Below are 20,400 nucleotides of genomic sequence, written 5' to 3' on the forward strand. Positions count from 1 at the left end.
GCTGCTTGAAAAACAAGCAGTTAATGCATTCGGATTAAAAGAGATATCCTGCGACGATATCATTCTAAAACCAAAACTGCTGAAATAGAAGCATAAAAAAGAGTTAAAACTGCGGATAGAAACCTCAATATCAACTCCCTTTCGAGTGGAATTTAGTTTTTCACAAAATCCTCCAGTCGATTGTTTGCCATGCAATTTTTTCTTCCGAGCATTTTCTGTATGTTTATTATACTATATTTGAGCAACAAAAAATATAACTCAAACACTTGATTTAATGGAATTTACTCTTCACAGCAGAATTTAAAAATGCAATGGAATTTACTTTTTCACTCAACGATTATGCTATAATTATAAAAAATATATAAAAATAAATTTGTTGAAGAGGTATTTATGGATAAAGATGCCAAACCTATTGAAACCGTTGACGAATATATCCTGCAGTTCGATAAGGATATCCGGCAGATATTACAGCAGATAAGGCAGTGTATAAAGGAAGCTGCTCCTGAGGCGGCTGAAAAAATAAGCTATGGGATGCCGACTTTTACCCTGCATGGCAATCTTGTTCATTTTGCTGCGTATAAGAAGCACATAGGTTTCTATCCCACTACCAGCGGTATTGAAGCTTTTAAGGACGAATTGTCGGTGTACAAGGGAGCAAAAGGCTCGGTACAGTTTCCGGCTGACAGGCCCATGCCCTTTGAACTGATCGGCAGGATTGTTAAATTCAGAGCGGCTGAAAACATCCAAATGGCACAAAATAAAGGAAAAAAGAAGAAATAAAATATTGAACTTATCATAATATAAATACTACAGACCTTATAAGAGGCAATAAAAATTTCAGACAAAAATGGGGGTGTACCGTGAGGAAAAAGATAGTATTATTTTCTTTGGGAGTGTTGATTTTATTTTTATTGACAGGCTGTGTGCCAGGGGACGGCACATATACCGCTTCAAAACCCGCAGGTTTTTTCTGGGGCATATGGCATGGCTGGATTTCTCCCATATCATTGATTTGGGGACTGTTTGACAAAAACATACGGGTATACGAAGTTGCAAATAAAGGCTGGTGGTATGATTTTGGTTTTTATATGGCTATTATAGGCGGGTTCGGAGGCCTGTCCCTATTCCGTAATAAAACCTCCAACAGGAATAACAAGTGATAAAAACTCTTCTGATATGAATTATTTATATTGGAAGAGTTTTTTTATGGGATACTTTAATTTTATAAATCAAATATGATATTTATGACTAGGCTTGGCTTCCTTTGCGCAAACTAATCATTGACGGTCAGTTTATGGCCAATTAACCTCCTTTATTCGCCTTATAGCGGATGAGGGAGTAAAGAGATTTCATTACAGTTTTGTGGCCGCTATTGTGGCTCATGGAGGTAATATGTACAAGATACTGCGCAAAAAGAAACTTGAAAAGTCCGCCAGTGAAGAGAAAGATACCGTGAGCATGAGAACGCTGACCAAGTCCCTGGAAAAAAATATCGTACTGTTAAAAAATGCATTTTCAGGGGATGAAACCGTCATGTACAGGGTATTTCAGAATAAACATCTGGATTCGGCCAAATGCTGTATTTTTTATCTGGACGGTATGGTGAATTCTGAGATAATAAATGAAAACATCATCCAGCCAATTCTTTCCGATGATTTAACACAAAATATTTCAAACCATAACCTGCTGGATGAGTTAAGGTATAAAATCATTGTCGCCAACAATATTTCGGTATCGGAGGATTTTAATACCATAGCGGCCGCATTGTATGCCGGGGATACGGTTTTTCTGCTTGAGAACTGTGACAGGGTACTTGTAATAGATTCAAAGGGCTGGCAAACCCGCTCTATAACCGAACCTGAGTCTGCAAGAGTAGTACGCGGTCCCAGGGAAGGCTTTACCGAATCAATAATTATGAACGTCTCCCTGATCAGACGGAAAATCAAAAGCCATGAGCTAAAGTTCAAATTCAGGGAGATTGGAGAGAGAACCCATACAAAAGTATGTATCTGTTATATAGATGATATCATCTCAAAGGATGTCCTTAAAGAACTGGAAAGACGCCTTGATGAAATCAAAATTGACGGAGTGCTTGATTCGGGTTATATTCAGGAATTGATCCGGGATGAGCCTTTTTCGCCCCTTGAAACTGTCGGCTATTCTGAAAGGCCTGATGTTGTGGCCGGAAGATTGCTGGGGGGCCGGGTAGCTGTCATTGTCGACGGCAGCCCGGTAGTGCTGACAGTGCCATTTGTAATTATTGAAACAATACAGTCCAATGAGGATTATTACAATAATTATATATTTGCATCCATAAACAGGTTGTTCAGAGGTATGTCATTGCTGCTGTCCATAAGTGTACCAGCCATATTTCTGGCTATTGTCACCTATCACCAGGAGATGCTGCCGACACCTCTGCTGTTAAGCATATCGGCTTCAAGGGAAGGTGTTCCCTTTCCCACAGTACTCAGTATGTTTATCATGCTTTTGATTTTTGACCTCTTAAGGGAGGTGGGAACAAGAATGCCGACCCCTATAGGACAGGCCGTCAATATAGTCGGAACGCTTGTATTGGGACAGGCAGCCGTTGAAGCCAGGCTTGTGAGTGCTCCGATAGTTATTATTACGGCCTTTACAGGTATTGTAAACTTAATGAATATAACCTTTATAGGACCTTCTATTCTTATACGTTTTTTTCTGTTGTTCGCATCGGCATTTATGGGAATATACGGTTTTATTTTCGGGTTTGTTGTAACACTGTTACACCTCATGAGCCTGCGGTCTTTCGGGGTACCCTACATGCTTGGCACCACCAAAATAGAAGATCATGACGGACAGGATGTTCTGGTCAGAGCTCCCTGGTGGTCAATGACCTTAAGACCCAAAATTATCGGTGCAAGAAATTTGGTACGGCAGAGTTCAAAAAACAAAAGGGGAAATAATAGATGAGAAATGTTAAGCTTATTTTGCTTGCAATCATCATTTTAATAAATTCATTTGTGACGACCGCCTGCTGGAACTACAGGGAAGTTGAAAATCTGGCCATTGTTGCGGGAACTGCCGTGGATAAGGGTGAAAAGGCAAGGTATAAACTGACGGTTGAAATTGTAAAGATTGCCGCCGGAAACAATGCAATTACAGAATCAAAACTGATATCAGTCGAAGGTGATACAATATTTGACTGCGCAAGAAATGCTATTTCAGTATCAGGGAAGAGACTTTACTGGAGTCATAACAAAATCCTGATAATAAGCAAGGAAATTGCAGAGAAAGGTGTAATAGAGATGATTGATTGGTTTAACCGGGATTCAGAAACCAGAGCCAATGTACATCTTGCTATTTCCACCGAAAACACTGCGGAGGATATCTTTAAGGGCAAAGAAGTAATTCAGAGCATAAAAGCCTTTGAAATGGAAGAGATGTTAAAAAATGAAAATTCCTTATCAAAAGCTCCCAGAACGGAAGTATGGGAATTTGCCAATAATATGGCTGAGGAAGGTATATATGGCTGTACGGCCGCCGTTAAACTGCAAAAGATGGACGGCGGTGAAAAAACTCCTGCTGTCGGTGGAACAGCAATATTTAAAGGGGACAAACTGATAGGAATTGTGGGTGAAGAGGAAACCAAGGATATTCTGTTTGCACAGGATAATATCAAGGGGGGTCTGCTGGTGGAAACTGTAAAGGAGAAAGATAAAGATAAAGAAATTCCCATCTCATTTGAAATTTTTAAAAGCAAGACAAAAATCGAGCCTGTTTTTAACAAAAATCAAGTTAAAATGAATGTTGATATTGAAACGACGGTAACTCTTGCCGAGTTGGGAGGGGGCAAGAATTTTATAGGAGAAAAAGGCCGTGAGGAGCTCGTTAAATTAAGTGAAACCATACTAAAAGAAAGGGTGGAGAAAACCATAAAAAAAATTCAGCAGGAGTATGGAACTGATGTATTCGGGTTCGGTAAAAAAATTTATGAAAATCATTATAAGGAATGGCAAAAGATAAAAGATAACTGGGATGAAAATTTTAAGAATTTACAGGTAAATGTAAAAACAAAAATTATTATTAAAAACAGTGCTATGCTCTCGAAACCACTGGAGGTTAGAAAAAACTAATTTATGAGTGTAATGGTAGTCATAATATATGCCATTCTGGCAATATATGAATTTATTCCTTTATATAAAGAAAAAAAATGGGCTGATTTTGTTGTAAATGCAGTGTTATGGACCTTTTCCCTGATAATAGTGCTGCTTTTGTGCTTTAATGTGGAAATTCCCAGCCCTCAGGAGCCTATTCGGAAATTTATAGAGTCAATATTCGGAAAGCAGGGCTAACCTGAAAGACTTCAGGTACAGGAGGTAAGCATGAGAAAGGAAGTTATTACCGACAAGGAAGCTATATGTATTTTAATAATTTTTATAATAGGAAGTACTCTTATCCTGGGAATCGGCGGTGATGCCAAAAACGACAGGTGGGTTTCAGGGGTAATCGGATTAGTGCTGGCAATACCATTTCTGCTGATTTATGCAAGGATTCAAACAATATTTCAAGGCAGGGATATCTTTGATATATTAATCATACTGTTGGGAAAAATAGGCGGAAGGTTTGTAGCAGTTATTTATATCTGGTATGGCTTTCATCTGGGGGCTATGGTAATCCGAAACTTTGGAGAATTTGTCAATGTTGTGGTAATGCCTGAAACTCCAATGTTTGTGCTTATGGTTACTATTGGAGCTGTTGCAATAATGGCAGTGAAATTGGGAATAGAAGTTATAGGCAGGACATGTGCATATCTTCTGCCAATTTTAATTGTTATAGTAATCATTGTACAGTTTCTGGGAATACCTGAGATGAGAACTAACCATATAAAGCCTTTCTTCAGCAGTACAATTACTTCTGTACTGGATGGAGCCTTTTCTTCTTTTGCTTTTCCGTTTGCAGAATCAGTGGTTTTTTTAGGGGTATTCTTCACTTTGAAAACAAAGAAATCTCCGTATAGGGTATATTTTTACGGAGTATTTTTGGCCGGTCTGCTTATAATAGCCGTAACCATCAGAAATATTCTGATTTTAGGACCCCTTGGCACAAGCCTGTATTTCCCGTCTCATGTGGCTGTCAGCCGGATAAGCATCGGAGATTTTCTCCAAAGGATAGAGGTGTCGGTAGCCTTTGTTTTTGGAGTTGCGGCTTTGATAAAAATCAGTATATGCCTGTTCGTTACAGCAAAAGGTGTTGCTAAGGTATGCAATTTAAATGATTACAGGTCGGTTGTAATCCAATTGGGCCTGCTTATGGTGTATTTTGCTCAATTCATATATAAAGATATTATGACAATGTCAAATTGGGCATTTAAGATCTATCCTTTTTATGCCCTGCCCTTTCAGGCTATTCTGCCTGTGTTTATTTGGATAATGGCCGAAATCAAAAAAAATAAAATCACTGCCAAAAAACAAATTGCCTGAGATAATTCAATTATGAAATAGATTTATTTTAATAATGGTCAGGTTCTGTATTGCTGGGGAGTCTGACCTGTGTATTTCTTAAAGGAATAGCTGAAGTAGTGCGGATTGTCGTAGCCAAGCTTTTCAGCAATTTCAAGGATTTTCATCCTGGTATCCTTCAGCATGTTTTTTGCCGCATCCATTTTGACTTTAATGAGGTATTCATTTATTGTTATACCTGTTTCCTTTTTGAATACCGAACAAATGTAGTTTGGCGACATATATACTTCATTGGCAATATCTGAAAGAGTGATGTTTTCCATATAACGTTTCTCAGCCAGTTCTTTTATCTGGCTTACCAGGTTGCCGTGCTTCAAATAATATTTACTTTTAAAATATTTGCAGATATGCTCCAGCATCTGATATATGGTTTGTTTCATATCAAAAACCGTTTCAGATTTCAAAACTGTCTGCACCGAATTCAGATAGTGCGGAAAAATTTCCTGTACATCGGTTTCTGTTTTAAAAATCTCCTGATAAACATTGATTATCAGCTCAATGCAAACTCCACGGATATATTCTTCTGTAAAAAGCTTCACTTCAGTTAAAAAAGCAAAGTATCTCTCCACTGTATTGGAAAGTTTTTCGGTGTCTCCCAGCTTTATCTGTGACAAAAGCTCCTTCTGCATAAGATTGAGATTGGAGTAAACATTGAAATCACTCATCTGATACAGCTTCTGGGTATTGCTGATGTCACCTATGTGAATGATGGAGTTCTTTCCGGTATAGAATTTATAATTCAGAGCACTGAGGGCATTATTATAGGAAACCGCAAGGGCTTCCACACCGGAAACCTGATTTCCAACGCCGATAGAGAGCGTTATTTTACTGAAATCCGAAAGTAATTCCTGCATTTCATCAAATATTACAGTCATTTTTTCTTCACTGGAAAATTTTCTGTTGAATATAATTACAAATTGATTGTCATTGGTATAAACGCAAACACCGGCCTGATGATTGACCAGGGTTTCCTCAATAATATTTTTCACCGAAAAGTTAAGAAACTGTTTATAGCTCTCTGCCTTATCAGTTACACGCTTGACATAGTCATCAATTTCTGCCACAGCCAATATAATGCTTTCATTAACCTTCAAGGGTATCTGAAAGTACTCAAGCTTTTCGGATATTAAATACTGGTCGGTAATTATACCCATGACAAGGTTGCCAAGGAACTTATCCCTCATCAGGTACATATTTTCTTCAAGCTGGACTTTCAGCCTGTAATATACTTCCTCGCGGTTTTGCTCCATGTCAATACTGTTTCTGATCTTTTTCAGCACTTCAATTATTTCTTTAATCTGTATAGGTTTTAAAATATATCCCGCAGCATTTATGGATAAGGCTGTTTTGGCATAGTTGAAGTCCTGAATGCCGCTTATCAGCACGATTTTGGTTTTAATATCCAGTTCCTGCAGACTTATTGCCACCTCCAGACCGTTTAAAAAAGGCATTTTGATGTCTGTGAACAGGATATCGGGTTTGAGTTCTATACACATGTTAAGAGCCTGCTTTCCGTTTTCTGCCTGGGCTATGACTTCCATTCCCAGCTCTTTCCAGGGTACGATTTCATATAGTGTTTCCCTGACGAGAAAATCATCATCAGCCAATAGTACTGTTATCATTTAAGGTTCCTCCCATCCTGGTGCATGGTATCACGACTTCTGCTGTAATTCCGTAATCGGAGTTCCGGTAGTAATGGAGTCCGTATTCCTTACCGTAAGTTGTTCTGATCCTTTCATGTACGTTAAATATACCTATGGATTCATTCCGGATTTCATCGGAATCCAGCAGGGCATTCAGTCTGCAAACATCCCCGCCCTCACCATTGTCAGTTACGCTTAATATAATATTATCATTTTCAATCCGGCCTGAAATAGTCAAGATCCATTCGCGGCTTGAGGTTTGGAAGCCATGGATGATTGAGTTTTCTGCCAGGGGCTGAAGTACCAGCTTCACTATCTGGTATTTTCCAATATCCCGGGGAATATTTATTGTATATTTCAATTTTTGTTTAAATCTCATATTTTGTATTTCCATATAGCTTTCCATATGTTTTATCTCTTCTTCGATGGTAATAACGGATTTTCCCTTGCACAAACCATAGCGGAAAAAGTTTGACAGGGAGGTTATCATGTCGCTGATGACCGGTACGTTATATTTTACGGCATAAAGATTTATGGAATCCAGCGTATTATATAAAAAGTGAGGATTTATCTGGGATTGGAGAGCCCGCAGTTCGGCATCCTTTGCATTCAATTCGGCTTTTTGCTTGTTGGCCTCACTGGTATAGAGCTGATTTATCAACTCCTTGATCTGCCCGATCATCAGCTTGTACTGCCCGATCAGATACCCGAATTCATCTTTCTTTTTATAATCCAGTTTGATTTCAAAATTGTGATCCCTGACGGTTGCCATTGATTTTACAAGCTTTATTATAGGCTTTGAGATACTTTTTGATAAGGCAAATGCAGTAAGGAGTGCGACTACCATACAAACGGATAAAAGCAGTATGACAATGTGATTGAGATTGTTTTGGTCGGCATTGATTTCGTTGACCCTGGTAAAACTGATTATCTTCCAGTTCAGAGAACGCATTTCGCCGGTTGAGATCAGTGTGGATCTTCCATTGACGGTATCCCGTTTTGTAATATGATTTGTATCAAAAAGGAGCTCCAGCTTTTTATCAGATATATTTGACTCCAGATATTTCAAGGAATCCATGGTTGCGGAATCACTTTTTAAAATAACCGAATTATTTTCATCAAGTATATAGATTTCCGTTCCGGGTGAGGCCTTGTAGGAGGATAAGAGTGAATTGAAATATTTTTTATCCATATCAATTGTCAAAAGTGCCGCGTATACAACCCTGTCTGCACTTTTTAAATCATATAATTTTCTTGCGACTGTGATCTGATCATTTGGTTGATTGTTGACAACCACCATGCTCTTGTCCTTCAACTGGCTGAACCAGGGATTATGCTCGGCCTCGGATATGTCATGAATTTTTGTGGACAGGTCGTACCGCGCGTAATTGGGTTTGTTTACCATATATATTTTAGGTACGGCCGAGGAGTTGGTGAAAACATGATAATTGGTAAGATAATAGCTGTCCAGCGCACGGTCGAGAGTTATTATCTCCCTGATATTAACAGGCATGTCTGCCGTAGGATCAGAACTCAGGACATTTTTAATATCGGGATTTATGGATATAAGAGTTGTCAGCTCATTGATAAATTCAAGTCTTTGCTCTACGATCAAACGGGCCGAGTCTATATTGCGTTCAATAAGGGTATTCATTTTTTTATTTATTATACTTGTAGAACGTACATATACTATTGAGGTTATAATCAATGTGGGTACTAAAATGGATGCCAGGAAATATAATACAAGTTTGGTTCTTATGCTGATATTCATTGTGTTATTCTCCTTTATTTGAATACCTTCGTTAATATTGTATTATACAGGCCTTTATGTATACCTTCAAGGTTAAGATATTACTTGGTTGGAAGCCAAATCATAATATTTTGTACCTTTGGTTTTAAATCTTAATATTTTGTACCAACAAGAATAACTTTTTGTATTTTAAACTTTGTGCAGTCTGTTAAGCTATAAATATAGCAAGGTAATAAAAAGTTTTAACAGGGAACAAAAGGCAGGGGCCCTTGCATATGTGTTTGTTTAAACTTTCTATCCAGTGGTCTGTAACATCTGAATTCATACATTGCCGGAGGTTAAATTTTCCCGGGACTGCGTTGTCGTCAGTCGGAATAAATATAAATAAATAGTAGACATAAAAACGGCAAGTATTATAAAATTCATTAAATCAATTATTTTCAGGAGGTAGATATCAGTGAGAGTAAAATTGATAAAAGGTCTGGGATGTGTACTTTCTTTGGCATTGACAGCAAGTGTGTTTGCAGGATGCGGCTCATCTGAGAATGCGGTAAGTACTCAGAGCAGCAGTTCTCAAACTGACAATGTCAAAATGCAGACAGTCCGTGTATGGACAAATGATAACCAGTATCAGCCAATTATTGATCCCATAGTAGCGCAATATAACTCGGGAGAAGGAACCAAAGACGGGATAAACATCGAATACAAGATATTCGGCGGAGATTACAATGATGTCCTGAAGGTAGCATTGGCTGCAGAGCAAGGTCCCGAAATATATAAATTTGTCGGAACGGTTAAAGAGCCGTTTATAAAATCAAAGTGGATGCTGCCGATTGATGATTTGCCGGGCGGTCCCGAATTCCTCAAAAAATATGAGAATATACTCATAAAAGGTTATACCACTTTTGACGGAAAGACCTACAGCATACCTTTTAAGGTTTTGAACACCAAGTTTATGTATAACAAGACCTTACTTGAAAAATCAGGTTTTACCGCACCTCCCGAAACCTGGGACGATGTGGTGGCCTATGCCAGGAAGATCACAGAAGACAATAAGGGCGAAGCCTACGGCTACGGAATACATCTGAAAGATACCGCCTCTTCAGGCAAATGGTATTTTGCCACACAGTTTGCAACTTCTGTCGGACACATGGGTTACGACTTTAAAGAAGGTAAATTCAAATTTTCAGACTTTACCGGGAATATTGGCAAAATACTTCAAATGAAGGCTGACGGCAGTATATTCCCCGGCGCCGAAGGAATGGGACTCGATGAATGTGTTGCTCAGTTTGCGGCAGGCAGAATAGCAATGATGCCGGGAGTCAGCTGGGACGTTAACGGTGTGGCCAAGCTGGGCTACAAATTTGAAATGGGCGTTTGCGATACTCCTGTTCTAAGCAAGGACAAAAAATTCAAAGGTTATGCCCAGATTGCAGATGCACTGTGTATTGGACCAAGCGCCGAAAATATGCCTGAAAAAGCTATGAAAGTATATGAACTTGTACAGAGTGATGAGATTCAGACAGCAATTCAGGAACAGGAAGTTGACTTCATAGCCAGAGAAGATATTCAGCAGAAATCCTCCGGCAATTTCACAAAGGCAGGTACAAAAGAGTTCGCAGACACCAGCCGTTCATATTTTACACTTACTCCTCCCGACGGCGGCATAACTGTTGAGGGCCAGCCATACCAGAACACCATCATCAATCTGGTGGCAGGTTCGGATCCTGATATCGCAAAAGTTCTGGCCGATCTCGACAAGCGTTACAACACTGCGCTGGAAAAAGCGGTTGCCGATGGCTTTGATATGACGTTGTACATTGATAAGGAATGGGATACCAGCTTTAAATAATTTAATGAAAAGGGTTGTCTCAAAATAAGGCGACTTCAATAAATGGGAAGCTCCATTAAAAGTACGCGCCTGAAATTGCAGGTGAAATACAAGTGTTGAGGTGTACGGATTTCAGGCGTGTACTTTACACCTTCCCGAAAAAATAAGGAGACAAACAAATGGAACAATTAAATAAATCAGCAGCCTTTGGCTCCTTTGGCGGATACAGGCAGGGTGTAAAAAAAGACAATATTCAGGCTATCCTTATGCTTTTGCCCATGTTGATAGGTTTTGCCCTGTTTACCATCTATCCCATGCTATGGCTGATACGCTGGTCAGGCTTTGATTATGACGGTATGACAACTGCTAAATTTATAGGCTTTGATAACTTCATCAGAGCATTTACACGGGACAGTCATTACTGGGCATCTCTGCTAAATACTTTTTATATTGTGGCAATAAAACTGGCCATTGAAATTCCCTTCGCATTATTTCTTGCAGTAGTTCTTAACAGTACAAAAAGAATAAATTCATTTTTCAGAACAATATTTTTTATGCCTGCAATTGTCAGCAGTGCCATAGTGGGACTTGTATTCTTTCTTATGTTCGAGCCCTTCAGAGGCTCGGTAAACTATTTGCTTAAAACCTTCGGACTTATCCAGCAGAATATAAACTGGTTCGGAACACAGTGGCTTGCCGACTGGGTAATCATACTTGCCAGTGTATGGAGAAGTTTCGGGACAAATATGATTTTCTTTATAATGGGACTACAGAATGTACCGCAGGAAATTTACGAATGTGCTGAAATTGACGGAGCAGGGGTCTGGAAGAAATTTTCGAAAATTACTCTTCCAATGCTGGCGCCTGTAATGAGGGTAGTATTGATGCTGGCAATTGTAAACAGCATGAAAATGTCCGACCTTGTACTGGTACTCACAAACGGACAGCCTGGGGGTAAAACAGAGGTTGTAATGTCCTATACCTTCAAGTATTTCTTCTCATACGGTGCGGCCGATTCAATAAGCCAGTACGGTTATGCAGCTTCTTTGGCGGTTATTACCGCTATTATTCTGGGGATAATCACCGGAGTATATTTTAAAGCTACAAAGAAGTCAAGCGATCTATATTAAGGGGGGAACATACCATGAAAACAAAAAGTACACTTCTATCCATACCAATTTATCTGCTTCTGACCGTATTTGCCGTTATTGTGATATTTCCCATATTCTATATAATATTATCGTCTTTCAAATCAACAGCAGATATATTGACTTCAACATCATTCTTTCCCTCCTCAATAAGTTTTGACAACTATGTACGTGCGTGGAAGCTTTCAAATTTTCAGACTTATATGTGGAACAGCATATTTATGTGCAGCTTTATTGTAGCAGGAACTATTATTACTTCAATTACTTCGGGTTATGTATTTTCCCGCAGCAGCTTCCGCGGTAAAAATTTGATACTGCTTATCATAACCTCCTCAATGTTTATTTCGGCAGGGAGCCTGTATCTGTATCCACAGCTTAAAATAGCCAAACTGTTAAATATTAACACCTCTCTTTGGGGAGTAATAATTATATATATTTTTGGAATAAATGTTACAAATCTTTATATTTCAAAAGGTTTTATAGATTCAATACCGAAGGAGATCGATGAAGCGGCAAAGGTTGATGGCTGCAGCTTTTTCAGAATATTCTACAACATCATTTTCCCATTGACAAAACCTTTGATAGCTACCGTCGGCTTGCTTTCCTTTATGAATTCGTGGAATGACTACCTGCTGCCAATGGTGTTCACTTTGGGCAACCCAAAGAGCCAGCCTCTGGTGGTTGGGATCATATCAATGAAAAGCAGCGGAGAGACCATTTCTTCATGGGATTTGATGATGGCCGGGACAACGATGGCAGTTGTTCCCATGCTGATAGTCTTTGTATGTCTGAATAAGTACTTTGTTGCAGGACTTACCAGCGGTGCCGTAAAAGGATAAAATAATAAAAAACAGAGGAGTTGTTTTTATGTCTAAATTAATTACAGGAGTTTTACCAGCATTAATTACGCCTATGGATGAACATGGGAATATTTTGGTGGATTCGGCGAAACCGCTCATAGACTGGTATGAGAAGGAAAAGGCCGACGGGCTGTACATGTTGGGCTGGACAGGCGAAGGCATGTATCTGTCGGTTCAGCAGAGAAAAACCTGGGCCGAAGCGGTCTTAAAAGCAAACAATAACAGGATGCCAATATTCGTTCATGTGGGATATAACGGAAATCTGGATGATTCGGTTGAGCTTGCACGGCATGCCCAGGAGCATGGAGCATATGCCGTAGCTTCAGTGGGGATTTCTCCCAGCTCCACGCTTGGTGAAAATGTTGCATATTTCAAACGTATATCCGAGGCAGCCCCAAAAACTCCTTTCTATATATACTGGACCTCCAACGGAGAAATGCTCACGGGAGGAGAAAGGGTGGACCCCGAGGAACTCCTGGAGGCCATGAAGGCTGTTCCTACCTTTAAGGGAATAAAGTTCACAGACAATAACTTCTATATACTTGAAAGATTCAAAAAATATAATCCTGATATCAATATACTCACCGGAGCCGACAACCTTGTAATATGCTCCGATATAATGGGTGCAGACGGCAACATAGGTGCGCTTCAGGCAATAACCTGTTATGATTTCAAAGTTCTGCTGGAAAAGATGAAGGAAGGAAACTACAAAGAGGCACGGGAAATACAATACCGCACCAATGAAATAGCCGAAGCCTATTCGGTACGGAATCTCGGTACAATTCCGGGCATCAAGATCGTTATGGAAAGGGTATACAGCATACCGGCAGGTTATTGTTCACCTGCCAGTCCATATCTCCCGAAGGTTACAGATGAGGCTTTGATTGAAAGCTATTTGAAGGTATACAGGGATAACATTATAAAAAGATAATTTTACTAATAAAAGAAGGGACTGTTACGGTCTCTTTTTTTATTAGTAAAAATTTTTTTGTATTGCTATTGACCAGTTGAGTCAACGGGATTATAATTATGCCATTGACTCGGCCGGTCGATGAATTCCGGTATATGCAACGGTACCGGAATAACTATAAAAACAGGCTGATTGTGAGTTTTGAAACTTGAAAGGAGGCAGTACTATTTATTCTAATTTCTTAAAGCTTGATGAGGAAAAAAGACAGAGGATCCTCAATGCTGCTATGAAGGAGTTTGCCCGGAAGGGTTATAAAAATGCATCGACCGATAACATGGTAAAGGAGGCGGCAATTTCCAAAGGTGCTCTGTTTCACTATTTTAAAAATAAGAAGAACTTGTTTATGTTTTTATATAACTACACTCTGGAAATCATAAAAAATGAGATACTGATGAAAATAGACTTCGGAACAACGGATATTTTTGACAGGAGAAGGCAGGCAGGTTTGCAAAAGATTGAGGTTCACAAAATACATCCTCTGATTTTTGAATTTGTTGCAGCAGCATACATGGATGATTCCAATGAAATAAAGAATGATATCCGGAGCAGAAATGAAAAACTGATGGTATATGGAAAGAATAAGCTATATGAAGGCATTGATATATCCATGTTCCGTGAGAATGTTGATGTGGCCCGGGCCATTGAAATAATAGACTGGACCGGTGAAGGCGTGGCAAATAAAATGATTTCCCGGATAAAAAATGTACCTTTGGATGAGGTGAATTATGATGAAATGCTGGAGGAAATGGATGTTTATATGAATATGTTAAAAAAGATGTTTTATAAGGATGGAGGGGTTCATGAATGAATGTTATAGAAATAAACAATCTTACAAAAACCTATGGAAAATCAAGAGGTATAATTGATGTAAGTTTTAATGTGGAAGAGGGTGAGGTCTTTGGCTTTATTGGTCCCAACGGAGCCGGTAAATCCACAACAATAAGGACCTTGCTGTCATTGATATATCCAACCGCAGGCAGTGCAAAAATATTTGGAGCCGACTGTATAAAAAATGCCCCTGAAATAGCTAAAGAAGTAGGTTACCTGCCTTCAGAGGTATTTTATTATGACAAGATGAAGGTTATTGATGTGCTGAAATATTCCGCCAGCTTCTATAAAAAAGATTGCAGCAAAAGAATAGAGGATTTGGCTGAAATAATGGATCTGGACCTAAAAAAGAGAGTGGATGACTTATCCTTTGGAAACAAGAAAAAAGTGGGTATAGTACAGGCTCTGCTGCATGAACCCAGGCTCATAATTCTCGATGAACCCACAAGCGGACTGGACCCTCTTATGCAGCAGAAGTTCTTTGACCTGCTGGAAGAGGAGAATAAAAAAGGTGCTACAATTTTCATGTCCTCCCACGTTCTCAGCGAGGTACAGAGAATGTGCACACGTGTTGCCATAATCAAGGAAGGCAGGATCATCAAGCTTGAAACCATGAGCAATCTCACCGAAAACAATTATAAAAAATTCAAGCTTGAAATCAATAGCGGAATTGATAAAAACCATTTCCAGATAAACGGAGTAAGCAACCTTGAGCTAAAGGGCAATATTATCAGCTTCCTGTATAAAGGTAATGTCAATACAATACTGAAAAGAATAACCGAAATTGATTTGAAAAATGTATGGATAGAAGAACCAAGCCTTGAAGAGATATTTATGCACTACTATGAAAAGGAGGCCTGAAGGTATGAATATATTTCTGCATGAATTGAAGTCCTGCTTCAAATCAATAATTATTTGGGCCTGCTCCATGGCAGCACTTGCAGTAATGTATATTCTGATCTTCAAGGGCCTGGGCAATGATATTGCAGAGTTTCAGAGCCTGATGGACAGTCTGCCGGAGGTTGTCAAAAAATTGCTCAGTGTGTATGTGGCAAGCTTGTCCACACTTGAGGGCTTTTATTCCTTTGTATTTGTGTACGTGGCATTGTGCGGTGCCATCCAGGCTATGAATCTTGGGGTTTCCATAATCTCCAAGGAGGTGCGTGAAAAGACTGCCGACTTTTTGCTGACAAAGCCTGTAAGCCGTGCGGCAATTATGACCTCAAAAATAGCAGCAGCCTTTGTTTCGCTGGTTATAACCAACATTATTTATCTTGCCGTAACCTTACTTGCCACACTTACTGTAAAAACTGATTTCAGCGTAAAGTCAGTAATATTGATTTCCATAACCCTGCTGTTTATACAGTTGATATTTATGGCCCTGGGAGTCATCGTAGCGGTTCTTGCAGGTAAAGTCAGATCCGTCATAGCCGTTTCACTCAGCACTGTTTTCGGGTTTTTTATAGTAAACATGTTCGGTTCGATAATCGGAGAAGAAACGGTAAGGTATATAACACCCTTCAAATACTTTGATTATGGATATATTGTCAAAAACAATGCATATGAAATGCCATATATCATCGTTGGAGCGGCTTTTGTCATTGCAGCGGTTACGGCCAGCTATCTGGTATATACCAGAAAAGACGTACACGCCGTATAAGGTATAGGAGTGAAGAAGATTTTCATTACATTTTGTGGCCGCTTATGCGGCTCAAAGCCATACATGGCTTAGGAGGTTAATATGAACATTTTTATAAGAGAAATGAGGGCGCATCGAAAATCTCTTATCTTTTGGAGCATTGGAATGCTTTTCATGATTGTTGCCGGAATGGGAAAGTTTACATCATATACAGGTTCAGGCCAAACAATGAAAGATATATTGGATAAAATGCCAAAAGTCCTGAAGGCGGTCCTGGGTTTTGGAACTCTGGATGTCACAAGCGCAAGCGGTTTTTATGGCATGCTCTTCCTGTATCTTTTGATAATGGTTACAATTCATGCGGTCATGCTTGGTGCCAATATTATTGCAAAGGAGGAACGGGATAAGACAACAGAATTTTTAATGGTAAAGCCTGTTTCGAGATTTACGGTGGTAACGGCAAAATTAACAGCTGCGTTGGTGAACATCCTGGTGCTGAACATTATAACGCTGGTATTCTCAATTGCTATTGTTAACCAATACGCCAAAGGCGAGCAGGTAAACGATGATATTTTCATCCTTATGGTTGGAATGCTGCTGGCACAGCTGTTGTTCCTTTTCATAGGAAGCGGTATAGCCGCTGTCAGCAAAAATCCCAAAGTATCCGCATCAATCGCCACGACAATACTTTTGGTAACCTTTATCATAGCCATTCTGACCGATATGAATGATAAGCTTGCAGGACTTAAGTATATCACCCCGTTTAAATACTTTGAAGCCCAGCAGCTGTATGAAGGGGGCTTGAAGCCTGTATTTGTCGTATTGTCACTTGTAATCATCTCCGTAATGTTATGGGTAACCTATACTTTTTACAGGAAAAGAGATTTGAAGGTGTAATTTAAGGTGTGATTTTTTATATCAACTGGTAACTTCCGTACTAACTTCATGAAATAAGGATGCCCCAAAACAATTACGAAAATTGTATCGCCTCATTTAAAGCGGTTTTGCCGTCGCTCAAACTCGACCTCCTGTCTCGATTTGAAGCTCAAAGCAACGTCCTGTTGCTTTGCCGGCAAAACCACTTTACCCTCGTCGACAATTTACCGCAATTGTTTTTAACTGTGCATCTTATTTCATGAAGTTGTCCTCGCGTTACCAGCTGATTCTGATTAAATCTATATGTAAAGCAAAACAAAATTTTAATTAGCACAATACATTGTTGAAAAAGAAACAAAAATTTAATATAATGTTGTTGATGCACCAATGGTTGGGAGGACAGGCCATGAACAAAGAAGATCAGCTGGTAATGAGTTTCAGGAACTTATATAACAAGATGGTTTGGCTTAATAATTCCAGGATGAAAGACAGTTTTGAGGATTATAAGTCTTCCGAAGTACATTGTATGGAATACATCGGAAGAAATGCGGATTCCAACGTGACAAAACTTGCGGAATCCTTTTATATGACCAGCGGTGCAATAAGTAAAATGACCAGGAAGCTCATAAAAAAAGGTGCTATCGAAAGCTACCGGAAGCCGGGTAACAAGAAAGAAATCTATTTCAGGCTCACTGAAAAAGGACAGGAAATTTATAAAATCCATGAGGAAATGCACAAAGAGTTTCGCGAGCGGGATAAAGCCGTATTTGATCAGGTAACCGAGGAACAGCTCGAGAGTATACTTAGCCTGGTGGAAAAGTACAGCAGGCATTTGGATGAAGAAATAAAGAAACAGGGTGCAGATATTAAATCTGAATAAATTTTAATAATGAAAATAAAAACACAGGCAGCCGACTCTATTGAGAACAGGCTGCATTTTTATTGCTGTAATTTTTGTTGACAAGGAAGCAAAAATCATGCTACCATAAATTATGTTTCCGAGGAAACATAATTATAACTTTTGAGAGGAGAACTTACGTGTTTAAATTTAGATCACACAATGAAAATAATATAGAAAAGAACATAGAACAAAACGTAGATAAAAAGGCTTTAATATTCGGTCTTATGTCTGTTTTTCTTTGCGGAATAGGCTTCAGTATCATAGCGCCAGTCGTCCCGTTCTTAGTACGGCCTTATATAAGCAATCCCGGAGATCAGGCCATAGTTGTTACGCTGCTGACCTCTGTTTATGCAGTCTGCGTATTTTTTGCGGCCCCGGGACTTGGAGCTTTGAGTGACAGATATGGCCGACGTCCATTGCTACTGGTATGCCTTTTTGGTTCGGCAATCGGGTACTTGGTTTTTGGCATAGGAGGAGCACTATGGATACTGTTTGCCGGACGCATAGTAGAGGGTATAACTGGCGGGAGCATAAGTACTATCTTCGCATATTTTGCAGATATCACTCCCAGAGAACAGCGAACCAAATATTTTGGGTGGGTGAGTGCGGTTGCAGGTGTTGGTGCTGCCATAGGACCTGCTCTGGGCGGATTACTTGCCAGGCTTGGTTATTCAGTACCCATGTATTTCGGAGCCATAATAACTTTATTGAATGTTGTGTATGGAATCCTATATATGCCTGAGAGCCTTGACAGGAATAACAGACTGAAAAAGATTACCTTTGTTAGACTGAATCCATTCACGCAGCTAGTAAACGTACTTTCCACTAAAAATTTAAAAAGGCTGCTTGTCTCAGCATTCTTACTTTGGGTACCCAACGGAGCTTTACAGGCAGTCTTCTCACAGTTTACAATAGATACTTTCAATTGGGAACCTGCACTGATCGGACTTATGTTTTCAATTATGGGCGTACAGGACATCATTTCACAAGGTTTCATAATGCCAAAGCTTTTGTTGAAAATCAGTGACGCACAGATATCGATCCTTGGAATGGTTTCGGAGATTACAGGCTACGGTTTTATTGCAGCATCGGCTTTATTCTCCTTCTATCCTCTTTTTATTGTTGGAATGTTTATATTTGGTTTTGGTGATTCGATCTTTGGGCCTTCCTTTAATGGGATGGTCTCCAAGTCTGTCGATTCCAGTGAGCAAGGAAGGATTCAAGGCGGCAGTCAATCTATTCAATCTTTGGCAAGAATAATCGGGCCTATCATTGGAGGTCAAATTTATGTATCACTTGGTCATGCCGCACCTGCTTTTATGGGTATGATCCTTATAGCGGCAGCAATAACGGTTTTGTATAAGGTTGCGCGTGTAAATATAACGGCCTGATTCAGCCGGCCAGTAAATTATTGAGCAAACTTTTAAAGTGTATTAATCCTGATTACAAAACTGTATTATTGTAGTAAAATTGGAAAGGAGATGTTGTGTAGAGGAGAAATGTATGAAAGATACTGCGGCAGATTTAAATCAGAAAATACCGGCCCTGCCGGACGAAGAGCCGAAAGAACCAATTTATAATACCTTCCAGGATTTAATTAATAATGTGGACTTTGATAAAGTGGTTGAAGTACTTGAAACAGAATATCCTGAGAAATTGATATTTTTGAATGACTTCCGGGCGGCTTATGAGAAATTATTAGCCATGACTCCCACAAAGGATAATTCTGATTTCCTGCATATTGAAAGTGATAAGGATATACAGAGCGCATTTGGAGAAGATTACGTTACCGGTGAAAAATACGGAATTGAATTTTGTTCCTGGTCCGATTGGTTATCCTTTAGGCTTAAACCGGAGCAGGTATCGGAAGCAGGGAAAACGGCATATGCAGCTGTTTGCCTCACTATCCTCACATCCTATGGATTTACCGAGGAAGACATACAAAGGCAGTTCGACTTGCTGAAGAGTGATACTATTATTAACGGGAAAACTGTTGAAATCAACAGTCAGGATTTATTGAGATTTGAACCTGTTACACTGGAAAGGTCACTGGAAAAAATATCAGGCTATAAAAATAAACTAATCAGTGATATGGCCGGCAGAAATGAAGAAAATACCGGACGGCCCTGGGTAAGATTTTGGGCCAGGATGATTGACAGTTCAACTATTATATTACTTATTAGCTTTGTGCTGCTTTATTTTGTTCCAATGAGCAAGTACGTTATTGCTTATTCAACCTTAAAACGGAGTGGCATGACAAAATGGGACAGGAAGCTTGATGTTACGGTAACACATGGTAAAATCCAACCGTACAGAATTATTATGGCAGCAGTAATAATCCCAGGAGTGCCATTAGTGATAAGCTGGTTTTTTATTAAAATCCTGCTGTTCACAGCAGGCAGCAGGTAACAGAAACCTCTTGATAACTTATGAATAAATGTTAATATTACATTAAT

At 39.3% G+C, this 20,400-nt stretch carries 18 protein-coding genes; 16 read left to right on the forward strand and 2 right to left on the reverse strand.

The window, feature by feature from the left end:
• The first annotated feature begins 390 nt into the window (after positions 1-390).
• The 5 genes from T344_RS0100010 (at position 391) to T344_RS0100035 (ending at position 5,459) form a co-directional block, all read left to right on the forward strand.
• Entirely contained in the window at positions 391-780 is a 390-nt protein-coding gene (locus tag T344_RS0100010; protein WP_027627007.1) for an iron chaperone, read from the forward strand.
• An 80-nt stretch (positions 781-860) separates the two neighbouring features.
• The gene (locus T344_RS0100015) at positions 861-1,160 is read left to right on the forward strand and encodes a hypothetical protein (protein WP_027627008.1); all 300 of its coding nucleotides are present in this window, start codon (positions 861-863) and stop codon (positions 1,158-1,160) included.
• 232 nt (positions 1,161-1,392) lie between these two features.
• Positions 1,393-2,949, forward strand: a complete 1,557-nt coding sequence (locus T344_RS0100020) for a spore germination protein (RefSeq protein WP_027627009.1) — start codon at positions 1,393-1,395, stop codon at positions 2,947-2,949.
• Positions 2,946-4,112 carry a Ger(x)C family spore germination protein gene (locus T344_RS0100025; RefSeq protein WP_027627010.1) on the forward strand — a complete coding sequence of 389 codons (1,167 nt, stop codon included), beginning with the start codon at positions 2,946-2,948 and terminating at the stop codon, positions 4,110-4,112. The genes T344_RS0100020 and T344_RS0100025 overlap by 4 nt, the downstream gene beginning before the upstream one ends.
• Before the next feature lie 249 nt (positions 4,113-4,361).
• Positions 4,362-5,459: a GerAB/ArcD/ProY family transporter gene (locus T344_RS0100035; RefSeq protein ID WP_027627012.1), complete on the forward strand. Its 1,098-nt coding sequence runs from the start codon at positions 4,362-4,364 to the stop codon at positions 5,457-5,459.
• A 38-nt stretch (positions 5,460-5,497) separates the two neighbouring features.
• Here the strand turns inward: T344_RS0100035 and T344_RS0100040 are convergent, their stop codons facing one another.
• Together T344_RS0100040 and T344_RS0100045 are read right to left on the reverse strand one after the other, a co-directional pair.
• Complete coding sequence (locus T344_RS0100040; protein ID WP_027627013.1) at positions 5,498-7,120, reverse strand: AraC family transcriptional regulator; 1,623 nt, start codon at positions 7,118-7,120, stop codon at positions 5,498-5,500.
• A complete protein-coding gene (locus T344_RS0100045) occupies positions 7,098-8,912 on the reverse strand; it encodes a cache domain-containing sensor histidine kinase (RefSeq protein ID WP_027627014.1) in 1,815 nt (604 codons plus the stop codon). Before T344_RS0100045 ends, T344_RS0100040 begins: the two co-directional genes overlap by 23 nt.
• A gap of 436 nt (positions 8,913-9,348) precedes the next feature.
• Here T344_RS0100045 and T344_RS0100050 point away from each other — a divergent pair, with 436 nt between their 5' ends.
• From T344_RS0100050 to T344_RS0100100, 11 genes are all read left to right on the forward strand, one after another.
• Positions 9,349-10,743: an ABC transporter substrate-binding protein gene (locus T344_RS0100050; RefSeq protein ID WP_027627015.1), complete on the forward strand. Its 1,395-nt coding sequence runs from the start codon at positions 9,349-9,351 to the stop codon at positions 10,741-10,743.
• A gap of 158 nt (positions 10,744-10,901) precedes the next feature.
• Positions 10,902-11,852 (forward strand): carbohydrate ABC transporter permease, encoded by a 951-nt coding sequence (locus T344_RS0100055; RefSeq protein WP_027627016.1) that lies wholly within the window; start codon positions 10,902-10,904, stop codon positions 11,850-11,852.
• Between the two features lie 14 nt (positions 11,853-11,866).
• The gene (locus tag T344_RS0100060) at positions 11,867-12,709 is read left to right on the forward strand and encodes a carbohydrate ABC transporter permease (protein ID WP_027627017.1); all 843 of its coding nucleotides are present in this window, start codon (positions 11,867-11,869) and stop codon (positions 12,707-12,709) included.
• A gap of 28 nt (positions 12,710-12,737) precedes the next feature.
• On the forward strand, positions 12,738-13,661 hold the full coding sequence (locus T344_RS0100065; protein WP_027627018.1) for a dihydrodipicolinate synthase family protein: 924 nt from the start codon (positions 12,738-12,740) through the stop codon (positions 13,659-13,661).
• 187 nt (positions 13,662-13,848) lie between these two features.
• A complete protein-coding gene (locus tag T344_RS0100070; protein ID WP_051571490.1) occupies positions 13,849-14,508 on the forward strand; it encodes a TetR/AcrR family transcriptional regulator in 660 nt (219 codons plus the stop codon).
• Positions 14,505-15,389: an ABC transporter ATP-binding protein gene (locus T344_RS0100075; RefSeq protein WP_027627020.1), complete on the forward strand. Its 885-nt coding sequence runs from the start codon at positions 14,505-14,507 to the stop codon at positions 15,387-15,389. Before T344_RS0100070 ends, T344_RS0100075 begins: the two co-directional genes overlap by 4 nt.
• Before the next feature lie 4 nt (positions 15,390-15,393).
• Positions 15,394-16,188, forward strand: a complete 795-nt coding sequence (locus T344_RS0100080; RefSeq protein ID WP_027627021.1) for an ABC transporter permease subunit — start codon at positions 15,394-15,396, stop codon at positions 16,186-16,188.
• Positions 16,189-16,269: 81 nt separating this feature from the next.
• On the forward strand, positions 16,270-17,064 hold the full coding sequence (locus T344_RS0100085) for an ABC transporter permease subunit (RefSeq protein ID WP_027627022.1): 795 nt from the start codon (positions 16,270-16,272) through the stop codon (positions 17,062-17,064).
• 385 nt (positions 17,065-17,449) lie between these two features.
• Positions 17,450-17,923, forward strand: a complete 474-nt coding sequence (locus tag T344_RS0100090) for a MarR family transcriptional regulator (RefSeq protein WP_027627023.1) — start codon at positions 17,450-17,452, stop codon at positions 17,921-17,923.
• 158 nt (positions 17,924-18,081) lie between these two features.
• Complete coding sequence (locus T344_RS0100095; RefSeq protein WP_027627024.1) at positions 18,082-19,335, forward strand: MFS transporter; 1,254 nt, start codon at positions 18,082-18,084, stop codon at positions 19,333-19,335.
• Between the two features lie 112 nt (positions 19,336-19,447).
• On the forward strand, positions 19,448-20,353 hold the full coding sequence (locus T344_RS0100100) for a DUF6557 family protein (RefSeq protein WP_027627025.1): 906 nt from the start codon (positions 19,448-19,450) through the stop codon (positions 20,351-20,353).
• Positions 20,354-20,400: the final 47 nt, after the last annotated feature.

It is taken from the genome of Ruminiclostridium cellobioparum DSM 1351 = ATCC 15832, from assembly GCF_000621505.1.
Taxonomy (GTDB): Bacteria; Bacillota; Clostridia; order Acetivibrionales; family DSM-1351; genus Ruminiclostridium; species Ruminiclostridium cellobioparum.

Coding starts and splice junctions, on each gene's coding strand:
- T344_RS0100010 (WP_027627007.1), top strand. CDS start 391: ATGGATAAAGATGCCAAACCTATTGAAACCGTTGACGAATATATCCTG.
- T344_RS0100020 (WP_027627009.1), top strand. CDS start 1,393: ATGTACAAGATACTGCGCAAAAAGAAACTTGAAAAGTCCGCCAGTGAA.
- T344_RS0100025 (WP_027627010.1), top strand. CDS start 2,946: ATGAGAAATGTTAAGCTTATTTTGCTTGCAATCATCATTTTAATAAAT.
- T344_RS0100035 (WP_027627012.1), top strand. CDS start 4,362: ATGAGAAAGGAAGTTATTACCGACAAGGAAGCTATATGTATTTTAATA.
- T344_RS0100040 (WP_027627013.1), bottom strand. CDS start 7,120: ATGATAACAGTACTATTGGCTGATGATGATTTTCTCGTCAGGGAAACA.
- T344_RS0100045 (WP_027627014.1), bottom strand. CDS start 8,912: ATGAATATCAGCATAAGAACCAAACTTGTATTATATTTCCTGGCATCC.
- T344_RS0100055 (WP_027627016.1), top strand. CDS start 10,902: ATGGAACAATTAAATAAATCAGCAGCCTTTGGCTCCTTTGGCGGATAC.
- T344_RS0100060 (WP_027627017.1), top strand. CDS start 11,867: ATGAAAACAAAAAGTACACTTCTATCCATACCAATTTATCTGCTTCTG.
- T344_RS0100065 (WP_027627018.1), top strand. CDS start 12,738: ATGTCTAAATTAATTACAGGAGTTTTACCAGCATTAATTACGCCTATG.
- T344_RS0100075 (WP_027627020.1), top strand. CDS start 14,505: ATGAATGTTATAGAAATAAACAATCTTACAAAAACCTATGGAAAATCA.
- T344_RS0100080 (WP_027627021.1), top strand. CDS start 15,394: ATGAATATATTTCTGCATGAATTGAAGTCCTGCTTCAAATCAATAATT.
- T344_RS0100085 (WP_027627022.1), top strand. CDS start 16,270: ATGAACATTTTTATAAGAGAAATGAGGGCGCATCGAAAATCTCTTATC.
- T344_RS0100090 (WP_027627023.1), top strand. CDS start 17,450: ATGAACAAAGAAGATCAGCTGGTAATGAGTTTCAGGAACTTATATAAC.
- T344_RS0100100 (WP_027627025.1), top strand. CDS start 19,448: ATGAAAGATACTGCGGCAGATTTAAATCAGAAAATACCGGCCCTGCCG.